Origin of the sequence: Alkalihalophilus marmarensis DSM 21297 (assembly GCF_000474275.2) — a bacterium.
Lineage (GTDB): Bacteria > Bacillota > Bacilli > Bacillales > Bacillaceae_D > Alkalihalophilus > Alkalihalophilus marmarensis.
The window spans coordinates 39,363-53,281 of the sequence record NZ_ATAE01000038.1 but is presented as its reverse complement, the minus strand read 5'-3'; the positions used below and the strand labels follow the sequence as shown (position 1 = coordinate 53,281).

Annotated in this window: 14 protein-coding genes; 10 read left to right on the top strand and 4 right to left on the bottom strand. The window is 41.0% G+C overall.

The window, feature by feature from the left end; genetic code table 11:
- Positions 1-42: 42 nt before the first annotated feature.
- On the bottom strand, positions 43-1,035 hold the full coding sequence (locus tag A33I_RS14120; RefSeq protein WP_022628999.1) for an NAD(P)/FAD-dependent oxidoreductase: 993 nt from the start codon (positions 1,033-1,035) through the stop codon (positions 43-45).
- A 377-nt stretch (positions 1,036-1,412) separates the two neighbouring features.
- Between A33I_RS14120 and A33I_RS14115 the strand changes: the two genes are divergently transcribed.
- Positions 1,413-2,630 carry an NAD(P)/FAD-dependent oxidoreductase gene (locus A33I_RS14115; RefSeq protein ID WP_075683825.1) on the top strand — a complete coding sequence of 406 codons (1,218 nt, stop codon included), beginning with the start codon at positions 1,413-1,415 and terminating at the stop codon, positions 2,628-2,630.
- Between the two features lie 217 nt (positions 2,631-2,847).
- A complete protein-coding gene (locus A33I_RS20900) occupies positions 2,848-2,985 on the top strand; it encodes a YuiA family protein (RefSeq protein ID WP_012960298.1) in 138 nt (45 codons plus the stop codon).
- Positions 2,986-3,028: 43 nt separating this feature from the next.
- Here the strand turns inward: A33I_RS20900 and A33I_RS14105 are convergent, their stop codons facing one another.
- Entirely contained in the window at positions 3,029-3,760 is a 732-nt protein-coding gene (locus A33I_RS14105) for a DUF421 domain-containing protein (protein ID WP_022628997.1), read from the bottom strand.
- Between the two features lie 161 nt (positions 3,761-3,921).
- On the opposite strand from A33I_RS14105, the gene A33I_RS14100 reads away from it, so the two are divergent.
- The 5 genes from A33I_RS14100 to A33I_RS20625 all read left to right on the top strand — a co-directional run bounded on the left by A33I_RS14100 (position 3,922) and on the right by A33I_RS20625 (position 8,108).
- Positions 3,922-4,239 carry a YuiB family protein gene (locus A33I_RS14100; RefSeq protein WP_012960296.1) on the top strand — a complete coding sequence of 106 codons (318 nt, stop codon included), beginning with the start codon at positions 3,922-3,924 and terminating at the stop codon, positions 4,237-4,239.
- Between the two features lie 157 nt (positions 4,240-4,396).
- On the top strand, positions 4,397-5,389 hold the full coding sequence (locus tag A33I_RS14095) for a BMP family lipoprotein (RefSeq protein ID WP_022628996.1): 993 nt from the start codon (positions 4,397-4,399) through the stop codon (positions 5,387-5,389).
- Positions 5,386-7,056: a methyl-accepting chemotaxis protein gene (locus tag A33I_RS14090; protein WP_022628995.1), complete on the top strand. Its 1,671-nt coding sequence runs from the start codon at positions 5,386-5,388 to the stop codon at positions 7,054-7,056. Before A33I_RS14095 ends, A33I_RS14090 begins: the two co-directional genes overlap by 4 nt.
- Positions 7,057-7,149: 93 nt before the next feature.
- Positions 7,150-7,851, top strand: a complete 702-nt coding sequence (locus A33I_RS14085; RefSeq protein WP_022628994.1) for a 3D domain-containing protein — start codon at positions 7,150-7,152, stop codon at positions 7,849-7,851.
- 50 nt (positions 7,852-7,901) lie between these two features.
- Positions 7,902-8,108 (top strand): hypothetical protein, encoded by a 207-nt coding sequence (locus A33I_RS20625; protein ID WP_152976479.1) that lies wholly within the window; start codon positions 7,902-7,904, stop codon positions 8,106-8,108.
- Here A33I_RS20625 and A33I_RS14080 read toward each other — a convergent pair.
- Both A33I_RS14080 and A33I_RS14075 read right to left on the bottom strand, forming a co-directional pair.
- Positions 8,096-8,908 carry a cobalamin-binding protein gene (locus A33I_RS14080; RefSeq protein ID WP_022628993.1) on the bottom strand — a complete coding sequence of 271 codons (813 nt, stop codon included), beginning with the start codon at positions 8,906-8,908 and terminating at the stop codon, positions 8,096-8,098. The genes A33I_RS20625 and A33I_RS14080 overlap by 13 nt on opposite strands.
- A 528-nt stretch (positions 8,909-9,436) precedes the next feature.
- Positions 9,437-9,913, bottom strand: a complete 477-nt coding sequence (locus tag A33I_RS14075; protein WP_022628992.1) for a divergent PAP2 family protein — start codon at positions 9,911-9,913, stop codon at positions 9,437-9,439.
- A 281-nt stretch (positions 9,914-10,194) separates the two neighbouring features.
- Here A33I_RS14075 and A33I_RS14070 point away from each other — a divergent pair, with 281 nt between their 5' ends.
- The 3 genes from A33I_RS14070 to A33I_RS14060 all read left to right on the top strand — a co-directional run bounded on the left by A33I_RS14070 (position 10,195) and on the right by A33I_RS14060 (position 13,867).
- Positions 10,195-11,694, top strand: coding sequence for a leucyl aminopeptidase (locus A33I_RS14070; RefSeq protein ID WP_022628991.1), 1,500 nt, complete (start codon positions 10,195-10,197; stop codon positions 11,692-11,694).
- Positions 11,695-12,042: 348 nt separating this feature from the next.
- Positions 12,043-12,558: a TRAP transporter small permease gene (locus tag A33I_RS14065; protein WP_012960288.1), complete on the top strand. Its 516-nt coding sequence runs from the start codon at positions 12,043-12,045 to the stop codon at positions 12,556-12,558.
- A gap of 31 nt (positions 12,559-12,589) precedes the next feature.
- A complete protein-coding gene (locus tag A33I_RS14060) occupies positions 12,590-13,867 on the top strand; it encodes a TRAP transporter large permease (RefSeq protein WP_022628990.1) in 1,278 nt (425 codons plus the stop codon).
- Positions 13,868-13,919 lie beyond the last annotated feature (52 nt).

Sequence of the window (13,919 nt, the reverse complement as noted above, 5' to 3'; positions counted from 1 at the left end):
CATGTAAAATGCCTTAGCGGATATCGCTAAGGCATTTTCTTATTAAAATAAGCTCGTGCTATGTCCTGGATGTAATTTAGCATCAGGATCAATATAGGCTTTGGCATTATTAACAGCTGTCGGTGCCTCTCCAAATCCTGTGGCGATAAGTTTAACTTTGCCGTCATACGTACAAACATCCCCAGCCGAATAAATTCCTTTAATATTCGTTTCCATTTTAGAGTTGACGACGATGGAATTCTTTTCAATCTCAAGGCCCCACTGCTTAATTGGTCCTAAAGAAGAAACAAACCCAAAGTTTACGATTACTGCGTCTACATCTAATGTTTCTTTGCGGTCACCTTTAATTTCTTGAAGCGTGACTTGGTTAATAGCTTTTCCATCTCCATGGAGTTCTTTAATTTCAAAAGGTGTCATCACATTTACGTTTGATTGATGCAGAAGCTCAACACTATGTTCATGAGCACGGAACTTATCCCGTCGGTGAATTAATGTGACTTCTTTTGCAAGCGGCTCAAGCATAAGCGACCAGTCAAGAGCTGAATCACCGCCGCCGCATACGAGCACCTTTTTACCAGTGAAGCTTGATAAATCGTTAATGAAATAATGAAGATTCTTTCCTTCGTATTCTTTTGCGCCGTCCACTTCAAGGCGACGAGGCTGGAAGGCACCTACGCCTGCAGTAATAATAATGGCTTTTGAAAAATGTGTTTCTTTATCCGTTGTGATCCTAAATGTCTCATCTTCTTGCTTCTCGACCTGGGTCACAGACTGTTCAAGTGCAACAGTGGGATTAAATTGCTCAGCCTGCTTTGTAAGTCCATCAACAAGATCTTGCGCCTTCACCTTTGGAAATCCGGCCACATCATATATGTACTTTTCCGGATATAAGGCAGATAATTGACCGCCTAATTGAGGCATGCTTTCAATGATTTTCACTTTTGCTTGTCTCATTCCAGCATAAAAAGCAGCAAACAGCCCTGTAGGTCCACCACCAATAATTGTAATGTCATACATTTGATCTTCGTTTGTCATCGTTTCTTGCCACCCCCGAAAAAGTTTGTCTCTACAATCCCATTATATGCATATCCACTTATAAAAAGAAAGAAGACGGGTCCCATCATTCTTAATTAAATCGTACATTATTCAATCGCACAATCCGCTTGAATAAATTGCTTAGATTAGAACATCTTATGTTTAAATGTAAAAACGCTTTCTTCGTAATATGGAAAAACAAAGAAAAGTAAAAATGCAGTTGAAAATTAGCGAAAAAACCAATATGATAGGAATTGTATTTGTGAATATTTTGCGACATTCATCTTACTTATTATTCGTTCGTTATAATTTAGTTCGTGAAATTAATCACAATGTCATCGTTTATTGTATAATAAAGGCAAGTAAAAAATAAGAAAATGGAAGTGATTAGTTTGAAAAAGCCAAGTATCGTCCTTTTGGGTGCTGGTTACGGCGGAATGATTACAGCGACTCGTTTGTCAAAGCAGCTAGGACACAACGAAGCCAATATTACATTGGTGAACAAGCACGATTATCATTACCAAACAACATGGCTGCATGAGCCAGCTGCTGGTACACTTTCTCCTGAACGTACTCGTATGGAGATCAAAAGTGTTCTAGATCTTAACAAGATCAAGTTTGTAAAAGACTCTGTTGTTGAAATCAAAACAGACGCTAAAAAAGTGATCCTTGAAAATGGGGAACTTGACTATGACTATCTTGTAGTTGGACTCGGTTCTGAAGCAGAAACATTCGGCGTGCCAGGTGTACACGAGCATGCATTCAGCAAATGGACTGTAAATGGCGCACGTGAAGTAAAAGAGCATATTGAGTATCAATTTGCTAGATACAACAACATGACAGAGAAGCGTGATGAACTTTTAACATTCATCGTTGCTGGTGCTGGATTCACAGGAATCGAGTTCATTGGAGAGCTTTCAGAGCGTGTTCCAGAGCTTTGCAAACACTATGACATTCCTCGTGAAAAAGTGAAAATGTACGTGATTGAAGCAGCTCCAACAGCGCTTCCAGGATTCGACCCTGAGCTTGTTGAGTATGCAATGAACCTTCTTGAAGCTCGTGGAGTAGAGTTCAAAATCAACTGCCCGATCAAAGAAGTAACAGAGACTGGCGTTACGCTTGCTAGTGGAGATGAAATCAAAGCTGAGACCGTTGTTTGGGCAACAGGCGTACGTGGAAGCTCTGTGATCGAGAAGTCTGGATTCGAAGCAATGCGCGGACGTATTAAAGTAGAGCCAGATCTTCGTGCTCCTGGTCATGATGATGTATTTATCATTGGTGACTGTGCTCTTCTAATTAACGAAGAGATTAACCGTCCTTACCCTCCAACAGCTCAAATCGCTATGCAAATGGCTGAAACATGTGCAGAGAACATTAAGCTGTTAATGAAAGGCGGATCTTCACTTAAGACATTCAAGCCAGACATTAAAGGTACAGTAGCATCTCTAGGCGGCAAGGAAGCAATCGGAGTTGTTGGTACTCGTAAATTATTTGGTGCTCAAGCTAATTTCATGAAAAAGATGATTGATAACCGCTACCTATTCTTATTAGGCGGACCTGGACTTGTATTGAAAAAAGGGAAAAACCCATTGTAAGAACCAAATTTATTGAACGCAAGTGTGCACTCCAAGTGCGCACTTGTTTTTTATTTTTTGAAAAAGAGAGTAATTTTACTTAAGCGTAAGCATTCTAGAGAGAATATTTTTTGTTTGCGCTTACATGAGCGAGGAAGTTCTTAAATTGAAGTTTTAATTATATAAATATTCTGATAATATAATTAAACAATCTATAAAGATAAAAGGGGTGTAGAGAATGAAGCGCTCATTAAAGTATACAGAGAACGGAACATGTCCATATTGCAACGGTGTAGGTTATTTTCAGTTATTACTAGGCGGCAGTGAAACATGCGAGCATTGCGGAGGCCATGGTAAGAGTCATAAAAAGCAATAATACGTAAAGAAGCAGGCTGTTCCTTTGAACAGTCTGCTTCTTTTTAATGATAAAGCGGAGGTGCTTCTTTTAATAGAGATAGCTGATTTTGCCGCAAAGACACATGGAATGTATGATCTTTATTAAGAGAAGCAAAGAATACATCTTCTATTCTAGGGACTCCGAGCTCTTCTAATTGTTGATACACCCATTCCTCACTCACTTCTAAGTGAGTAATGACATCTTTATACAAATAGCCATCAATAATGACAGGAAGAGCAAGCTCTGAGTGAGATGCAGCCACATTAGCATCTGCACGAGTCAAAGGCTTTTTATCGGCTTTTTTATGCACGGTTAAGGTACCGTTTGCCTCAATAATTGCTAGCTCTACCTCGCTTACATCAAATACATCATTTTCCCGCAGCATCATTAGCACATTATCAATGGAATATCGGATCTGCTTTAGATTTTCGATTAAGAAGATGCCATTATAAATGACTACCGCTGGCTCAAAGGTGAGCATCTTTCCAAACGTTCGATTAGATATTTTAAGAGTAGCAACAATGATTTGAAAAATTCCAATGAAAACGACAGCAGCAGCGGTATGCAGATGGTCAATATCAGGGTCAGCAAGGTCTGCACCAACTACAGCACCAAGTGTGATAATGATGAGGAAATCAAATACGGGCAGCTCTGCAATCGAACGCCTGCCCATCTTTAAGGTGATAAATAATAACAACGGAATAATCGTGATAATACGAATGATAAGAATGAACAGTTCTTTGGTTAGTTCCACTTTTACACATCCTTTGTAGTTGACTCTCTTTAAAAGTATGTGTACTTCTTTAAGGGATTATTTGAATAGTTGTGCGGATATTGCCACAAAAGATAAGGGATGGATAGTTGACGCACCTGCCATGTATTCAGTAAACTATCTATGATACGGGGGTGCAAGTTGTGAGCTTACCACAATTATTAATATCAATGGTGCTGTTCCTCATCTTATTTTTTGGGATCGGCTTCTTGTTAAATATGGTTTTACGTTCAACCTGGATTATGGCTGTTGCTTATCCGGTTATCGTTATTTTAATTATTGATAATGTCGGTTTCTTTGATTACTTTACATCACCAGCTGCTTCATTTGCCGATCTTGGTCAAACATTTGTCGCATTAAAGCTGGTAGATATTTTAATTTTAGTGAGTGGATTTGCCGGAGCTATTATTGCAGGTGTTGTGATAAAAATGCTTCGTGTACGTGGCTATCAAATGTTCTAAAGTGAAGTCTTCCTTTGAAAAAAGGAGGGCTTTTTTTAATGTATTTATATCTGAAAATTGACTATATTTTAAATGACTTCAATTTAAGAGGATTTTAACCGTTATATAAAGAGGAGTAGGTCATTTAACCTAGATTTTTTAAGAGTGGGGGCTTTATATGTTTTTTAAAAAGATAGTAATCACAGCTTTTGCTATAGCAGGGCTTCTTCTTGTTGGCTGCCAAAATGAAGCGGTGCAACAAGAGGTCGAAACAGAGATGAGAGTTGGAATAATGTTGTCAGACGTCGGACTGGGAGATCAGTCATTTAGTGATGCTGCCTTTAACGGTTTGATTAGAGCGCGGGAAGAGCTTGGCATCATGTTTGATTACCGGGAATTAGAGGCTGCTGGGTCGTATGAGCAAGGTCTCACAGAACTAGTAAATGAGGACTTTGATCTTATTATTGGCCTTGGTTTTATGGTGAAGGATGCACTGGAAGAGACAGCTGATAAACACCCAGACCAGCAATTTCTCTTAATTGATGACATGTCTGATAAAGAGAATATAGCATCCGTTTCCTTTAAAGAACATGAAGGAAGCTTTCTTGCAGGCGCAGCGGCAGCAATGGCTTCTGACAGCGGAGTGATTGGCTTTGTCGGTGGAGCCGATGTACCTCTTATTAATAAATTTGCTGCAGGGTACGAACAAGGTGCTCGTTATGTGCAAGAAGATATTGAGGTGTTGATTGAGTTTGCAAATGACTTCGGGGCACCTGAGATTGGAACCACACTTGCAAGTCGCATGATCGATCAAGACGCAGATGTATTATATGCTGCTGCAGGTTTAACTGGGGTCGGTGTCCTTCAAACCGCCCAAGATAGAGGGGTATTAAGTATCGGAGTAGATAGTGATCAATACGTGATAGCTGAGGATTCAGTCATGACATCGATGATGAAATTCATAGATCAAGCAGTCTATCAATCGGTTGTTGCTTATGCTGATCAACATCTTGATGAGGAGGTTGTTTTCGGTTTAGCGGAAGCAGGTGTTGGCTTAGCCCCGTTTAGACTCGTAAATGAGGAAGCCTACATAAGTAAAATCGAAGAAATCAACGAAGCAATCATTAATGGTGAGGTAGTTATTTCAGAAATGAGGGAGGGAGCACAATGAAACTAAAACATAAGCTTCTAGTACCTGTCGTTTCTATTTTAGGGCTTTCTGTTTTGTTGATTGCCTACATTGTTCTCGGCATGATCAATCTCCAATCAACAAATCGTGATTATGCCCATGTATTAATTGATGTGCAGCGCTTAGATGCATCAGTCGTGACAGGCCAGCAGAGTTTAAATTACTATGCATACAGCCAAACAGAGCAGAATAGACAAGCAGCAGCCCTTCATTTACAGACAATGAATGAAAGGTTTGACTCATTAGAGACAGCTTTAAAAGGAGATCCAAGTGAGCAAGTCTTTAACTCGGCTAGAGGAAAGTTTGATGAGTTATCACAGGCAGCAGCAGAAGCATTAGAAACAGGTAATGCGACTGAAGTGATGAGGCAGTCTGTTCGTGCCCTTGGGGTGTTAAATGATTTACATCGATTAAATGTGCAAACGACTAATCAATATAATCAGCTGATGGGCGATTCTGAAGCAGCTATGCAGAGATTAATTTGGACGACAATGATCAGTGCGGTATTATTGTTTGCCTTATCTCTTGTAATCAGCTTTTGGACGAGAAGGTCGATTACGATTCCGCTGCAAAAGATCTCTATTCAAGCTGAACAAGTCGCATCAGGTGATTTGACGGTCGAACCTGAACGGGTAAAAACCAATGATGAGATCGGACGCTTAACTACATCTTTCTCTCAAATGGTAGAACAATTAAAGGAGCTTTTGCACTCGATTCGTCTCACAAGCAATGAAGTGCTGTCCTACAGCGGGAAAGTCAATCAAGATACCACGCAGTTAGTAGAAACGAGTCAGCAGGTTATGATCTCAACGGAGGAGCTAGCCAGCGGAGCGGCTAAAGTATCTGAAAATCTTCAAGACACGGTCGTTTTTGTTGAGGAAATGGACGCAGCATTTGATAAAAATGTGGAAGCAATTGAAGCAGCTAGTGAGTTTGGGGAGCAAGTAGCGGCTGCTGTGCTAGATGGAGAAAAAGCGATACAAGCACAAGAGAGCATCTCAGCTGAAAACAAAAAGGCGACAAATCAGATGGTCGCATCAGTCGGTTCGTTAACAGATCATATTCATTCCATTGAAGAAATGGCCGAGCTAGTATCAGGCATATCAGATCAAACAAATTTACTCGCCTTAAATGCAGCCATTGAAGCAGCTAGAGCTGGTGAAGCAGGTAAGGGATTTGCGGTAGTAGCTGATGAGGTTAGAAAGCTAGCAGAACAGTCCAGAGAAGCAACAAAAAAGATTTTTACGATGACCAATGCCCTAACCAAGCAGATGAGTGCGGCGCATGAAGCAGTGAAAAATGGTGAACATCTGCAAGCGGAGCAGTCTAGTGTCTTACAATCCACAACCGCCGTCTTTCAAGATATTGAGAAAGGGGCTAGCGCTATGTCAGCCCAATTACATTCACTCGTTCACACAACCAATGAAACGAAACAAAAAGCAAGTAAGGTTCTTGAAATTGTAGAAGAGATTAGTGCTGTTACCGAGGAGACCGCTGCAGGAAGCGAGGAAATCTCTGCTTCAACAAATGAACAGCTCCGCTCAACCGAAGAAATTACAAACACAGCAGAATACCTTACAGATGTAAGTGAGAAGCTTAACGCTAAGCTTCAGCATTTTAAAATGGAAGACTTAAAAACGAAAGACTAAGCAGGGAATTTACTACACTACTCTTACAATTTACGGCTAGATGAATAGAATGCCTCTCTTTGGGACAAGATGACTCAAAGAGAGGAGGAGATTATGAATACGTGGAAACAAGCTGGCCGCAGGCTGGTCATGACAACGTTATTTTTAGCAGCATTTTTTACAACCTTTCAAACATTTTCAGGAGTAGGGGCACAGGAGCTTGGCCGGTGGGTAGGCGAACAAGCTGCTCATACAAATGATGAACTTAAACGAACGGCAGTTCAGCATATGGAAAAGGCGACAGCTTTCTTTAAGCGAGCTATTCCAACGATGCAGATTGAGGAAAAATCGATGTCTACTGAGTTAGAGGCTGCACCTGTGACACTTGAAGAGGCTGTTGACTGGACACGTTATCCTAGCGTAAGAGTCGTGGCGACAGGATATACAGCAGGGTATGAATCAACGGGAAAAAATCCTGGACACCCTAGTTATGGTATTACATATTCAGGGGTGCAGGTTCATAGGGACCTCTATTCAACGATTGCCGCAGATCCAAGCGTTTTCCCAATCGGATCAATCCTCTACATTCCAGGTTATGGATACGGTGTGGTAGCTGATACTGGATCAGCAATCAAGGGGCATATTATTGATCTATATTATGACTCCGTTGATGAGGTATTTAATAAGTGGGGCAAGCGCGAATTGGATGTGTATGTAATTGAGCGAGGAGACGGAAAGTTAACTCATGAGGAATTAATGGCTTTAAATGAAGATGAGGCTGTACAAGTATTTAGAAATGAAAAGTCTTATGAATAAGTAATTACTGACGAAGCCTAAAATGGTTATTGTATTTTTTCATAAGAGTTATGGCGTTAGTTAAAGAGCTTATTGCGCTGATGTTTACGGATATTGTGCCGTTTGCCAGCTTTATTGCGTTTATCTGGTGTTATTGCGTCGTTTCAACCGCTTTATGCGTCTATGCCAATTACAATAGTGTCGATTCAAAACAATATTGCGCCTATGAAAAAACAGGAGCTGACCCGAGGTCAGCTCCTGTTTTTTATGCTTGTTGAAGCAGAGGGTCAACATCGTCATCCGCTGGAAAATGTTCAGGGTGAAGGATTGCCGCAAGCTTTTTAAGTCCAAGCAAAAGCCTTGGAGAGGGTCTGCAGTAGAGGGGCTCAGGCAGAACATGGACCCGATTTTCAGCTACTGCTGGTAGCTCTGGCCAGTCAGGCCGTTTCAATAGCAGTTCCGGCTTCACCTTATTTGTTTGAACACCTACCCATGCAAGACAGATATGGTCTGGGTTTCGATTGTATACGTCTTCCCAATCTGTCTGAACGCTTGCTTCCTCTTTATCTATAAATGCATTTTCTCCCCCGCTTAATGAACTGATTTCAGTCAGCCAATTTGTTCTTCCTGGAGTAAAAACAGGTTTTGGCCACCATTCCCAATAGAGCGTTTGTTTTTCTACTTGTAATGCAATGCTTTTGTAATCGGAAATCATCGATTGATAGAGGGAGACAACATGGTCTGCATATTCTTCACGCCCAGTGCGTTTGCCAAGGTCGATAAGGTCGGAAGCGATATCATCAAGAGACTGTGGATTATAGACAACATGCGGAATGTCTCGTTGCACAAGCTCTTTAATATTTTTCTCCATTCCCGGAACGCTAAGGGAAGCGAGGACAAGGTCAGGCTGCAAAGCTTCAAGCTTATCCATATCGATGGATAAATCAGGGCCAAGGCGAGGGAGAGTTGTTATGGACTGTGGCCAATCAGAGTAATCGTCCACTCCAACCAACTGATCTTCTAACCCTAAGTATGCAGCAAGCTCTGTGTTACTAGGACAAATAGATACAATTCTCATAAATGAACCTCCTTTTGCAGCAGAAAAATAGTTAAAGGTATAAAAAAGAGGCTCGGACAAATCGAGCGTGTTGATTGAGAAGTCACATGCTAACAAAATGGTGCAGGGTGTATCTGCCCCGCTTCTGAAATATACTTCGCTTTCCGTGGGGAGCTAGTGAGCTTCCTCGGGCTAATGCCCTGTGGGATCTCACTCCTGCTCTAGCACCCACAGGAGTCTACGTATATTTCATCCGCTAAGCCATTGCTTTTTGTATAAATGACGTGGAATGATTTTGTTGAGGATCAGCTCAACTCCCTATTCGCTCTGTTGATTGGAGCGGAAGGTGCTTGACTCCTGCGGGAAGTGCGTGGCCATGGGAGACCCCGCAAGAGCGGAGTGATGAGGAGGCTCCCGGACCGCCCGCGGAAAGCAAGTACCTGCAGCGGAAATTAACAACCATTGTTAGGAGAGACTAATTCAACATTTATACGCTTCTCAGCTAAACATTACATGTCCAAACCTCTTACTGTTTAATTTTGATCTAACTTAATGAATCAAGGCATGCAGGATTAACGTTAGAATAATACCGAGCAGGCCTCCAAAGAATACTTCAATTGGTTGGTGACCTAATAATTCTTTTAATTCTTTACGCTTTTCGATTTCTTCTTTTTTAGGCCAAGACTTCACTTCTGAAACTAATTTATTAAAGTCCGTGACCAGCTGGTTTAAAACGGTTGCGTGATAACCAGCATGTCTTCTCACCCCTGTTGCATCAAACATAACAATAATCCCAAAGATTGCTGCAACGGCAAAGATTGTTGAGTCCATCCCGTGCTCAATCGCTACGGCCGTAGAAATAGCCGTAACTGCAGCCGAGTGAGAACTTGGCATACCCCCTGTACTTGTAAACAATGTCCAATCAAGCTTTCTCGTAGGGAGGAAAGCAAGAGGGATTTTAACGAATTGAGCAAAGAAGATGGCAAATAAAGCTGCCCAAAGCGGAAAATTATGAAAAATCTCCATGTACACGTTCTTCCTTTCTATTGAGTCGAATAAGTCAATGAGTCGAATAAGTAGAATCTATGATAGTACGAATTCACATGTAAGATAAGCAATTTGCTGCTTATTTGATCATGAGAATCTACGTAGCTGTCTAGTCAAATTGATTTCCATTATATCATACAATACCCATTTCGTTCTGTTCTGAACATAGAAAGTTATGCTTCGAATATCGAAATATTTTGAAGATCGTGTATACTTAAGGTGGACATTATCAAAATGAAAAGCTGAAAGGGGTTTTAAAGATGTTTAATATACAGCAATCTTACGATCAAGCGGCAAAGCATGATGCCCTTATTATCGGGTTATTTGAAAAGAAACAATCAACGAATACGGCTCAAGAAGTGGACGAACTTTTAGATGGTCAAATAACAACATTAAAGAAAAATAAGAAGATCTCAACAAAGCGAGGTAAAGTTACACCACTTTATACATTGCAAAAGCTTGAGTGTGATGTTATTTATATTGTTGGACTTGGCAAAGAAGAAGAATTGGACGCTGAAGGTCTGCGTGAAGTATTTGCTGCTGCAGGGAAGAAAGCGGGAAGTGACCGCTTAAAGAACATTGCTATTGATCTTGATAGTTTTCGCTCAGAGGCTGCCGAGCTGGAGGATTTGGCAGTGTTAGCAGGAGAATCATTAGCATTAAGTACATACCAAGTAGCGGATTATAAAGAAAAAACAAATGAAGTGGATGTGTCTATTGAAGAAGTAACATTCTATGCGGCTTCAGGAACAGAAGGGTTAGTGGAAGCAGCTGATTGCGGCTTTGCTTACGGAAAAGGGACAAACCGTGCGCGTAAACTCATTAACATTCCAGGTAACCTGCTTACCCCAACTGAACTTGCTAAGGAAGCAAAGGAGTTAGCGGACCAGCATGGTTTTGAATACGATGTGCTTGAGAAAGAAGACATGGAGAAACTTGGCATGGGCGCGCTTCTTGCGGTAGCAAAAGGAAGCGATGAACCGCCTAAAATGATCGTCTTAAAATATCAAGCGAAAGATACATGGGATGATGTGTTAGGCTTTGTTGGAAAAGGCTTAACGTTTGATTCAGGTGGTATTTCAATTAAGCCTCGTGAAAATATGCATCAAATGAAAATGGATATGGGAGGAGCTGCAGCTGTTTTAGGCGCGATGGACATTATCGGTGAAATGAAGCCGGATGTAAATGTGCTAGCTGTCATTCCTTCTTCTGAGAATATGTTAAACGGTTCTGCACTGAAGCCAGGCGATGTTATCCGGGCAATGGATGGCAAAACGATCGAGGTTCGTAATACCGATGCAGAAGGACGCTTAATTCTAGCAGATGGAGTAGCTTATGCTAAGCAATTAGGAGCCACGAATTTAGTAGATGTAGCGACTCTTACAGGGGCGGTATTAATTGCACTAGGAGATTGTACGACGGGGGCAGTTACTAATAATGAGAGCTTTATGGAAGAAGTGTTAGAAGCATCTGTTGAAACAGGTGAGTGGATCTGGCGTCTGCCAAGCTACAAGCCGTATCGTGATATGCTGAAAACAAGTGACGTAGCTGATTTGAATAACGCACCGGGTCGCTTAGCCGGCAGCATTACAGCAGGTTTGTTTATCGGTGAATTTGCGGGAGACACTCCTTGGGTTCACCTTGATATTGCAGGTACTGCTTGGAATTCAAAGCCAAATAACCTTTGCCCGCTCGGAGGCACCGGAGTGATGGCTAGAACGTTAGCACAGCTTGCTATGAATCGTGAAGAAATTGAATAAGATCGTTTTGGAGCACCTGCATGATGGGTGCTCTTTTTTTATGCAGGGATAAGAACTTTAAGAAAAGATATGAGATGTATGTATATTTATGGGACTAAATTCCTGTGTGAAGTTCTGAAATTCTGAATATTTGAGCGATGTGGCTAGTATATAGACAGATCATACCGGTGACCTTTCGAGAGACTGTCTCATCCTATGACATCTGGAAATATACGTAGATATCACGTTTGTGGTGGAAACTTCTTTCCAGTATGATTTTTAGTAAGTGATTCTTTTTTATTCTTTTTCATTTTTTCACACGCTGATTTAACTTGTTTAAATACTTATTTAGAAAGGGGGAAATTGTGCTTGAACGTCATTCGAAAGCTTGATTACGGGTTGATGAAGCTAGAAGAATATATTCTTAGTTATTCCATTATCATTATTGCCGTTATGGTTGTAGGAAATGTTTTAAGCCGTTCAATCTTCGGGAGCAGCTGGTCCTTTGCCAATGAAGTAAGTCAAATGGCTGTAATTATCGCAACGTTTATCGGCATCAGCTACGCTGCTAGAAAAGGCCGCCATATCAGCATGTCAGCATTTTTTGATCTAGCTCCGTATCCTATTAGAAAAGGACTCGCGATTTTCATTCCTGCCGTTACAGCAGTTATTCTTTTTATCTTAGCCTATTATTCATACGGGTATTTCTTATCTGTTCACGGAACTGGGCGTGTGACGACATCCATGCAAATGCCTGTATATATGATGGCAATCTTTTTACCAATCGGCTTTACATTAGGAGGCATCCAGTTTTTACGTAATATGTGGATTAATATAAAAGAAAAAGATGTGTACTTAGCACAAGATAAAAAAGATTACTCGTAATCAAAAACAAAATAGATTGTGAGGAACGTACATGGTAGCAACAATGTTAACAGTTATGATCGTTTTGCTGGCACTTGGGTTTCCGATGATGATCCCAATGCTTGCAGCTTCTGTTGTTGTCATCCTCTTTTTCATGCCGAATGTTGATCCGATTTTTCTGGTACAACAAATGATGGAGGGTATTTCCTCTTATGTGCTATTAGCGGTTCCGTTGTTTATCTTTGCAGCAGACATTATGTCTACAGGAAAAACATCGAAACGGCTATTAGATTTTGTTGGTTCCTTTGTCGGACATGTTCGAGGAGGGTATGCCATAACAACGGCAGCCGCTTGTACACTTTTTGGATCGATTTCAGGTTCTACTCAAGCAACAGTTGTAGCAATCGGTAAACCAATGAGAAAGCGGCTATTATCAGTAGGTTACAAAGATTCCAGTGCCATCGCTTTAATTATTAATGCAAGTGATGTGGCGTTATTGATTCCGCCAAGTATTGGGATGATTATATACGCACTAGCAGCACCGAATGTATCTGTTGGCGACTTGTTTATCGCAGGTATAGGTCCGGGTGTCTTAATCTTCTTAATGTTCGCTATTTACAGCTACATACATGCGAAAATATTCAATATTCCACTCGGAGAAAAAATGAGCTGGAGAGACCGCGGGAAAACGACAGTGCGTGCATTGTTTCCGCTCGGGTTCCCAGTCATCATTGTCGGGGGTATTTATTTCGGTTATTTCAGTCCAACGGAGGCAGCAGGGATTTCAGTTTTATATGCATTGATTTTAGAAGTGCTTATATTCCGTTCGATCAAAGTGTTTGATATTCCAAAAATTGCTTTATCCACTGGACTCGTAACAGCAGCAGTCTTTATCTTAGTAGCAGCAGGTCAGGCTTTTTCTTGGTTGATTTCATACGCGAGAATTCCAAGACTATTAACAGAAACAGTTATTCCAGCTGACCCGACTGCACTTCAAGTGTTATTAATTGTGGCGATCTTCTTCTTTATCGGCTGTATGTTTGTCGATCCAATCGTCGTCATTTTAATTTTAACTCCGATCTTCTATCCGGTTGCCGTTCAAGCCGGTGTCGATCCTGTTCATCTTGGAGTAGTGATTACGTTCCAAGCGGCGCTAGGTTCAGCGACCCCGCCATTTGGAGTGGATATCTTTACGGCGAGTGCCGTCTTTAATAAGTCGTATTTAGATGTTATCAGAGGGACTCCGCCATATATTATTATGCTTTTGATCGCATCCGTGCTGATTATACTATTTGAGGATATATCACTCTTCCTTCTTAGGTTTATGTGATGATCCTTTCAAAATAGAATTTGTTTCAATAGGTTTAATAGATTAAAAACAG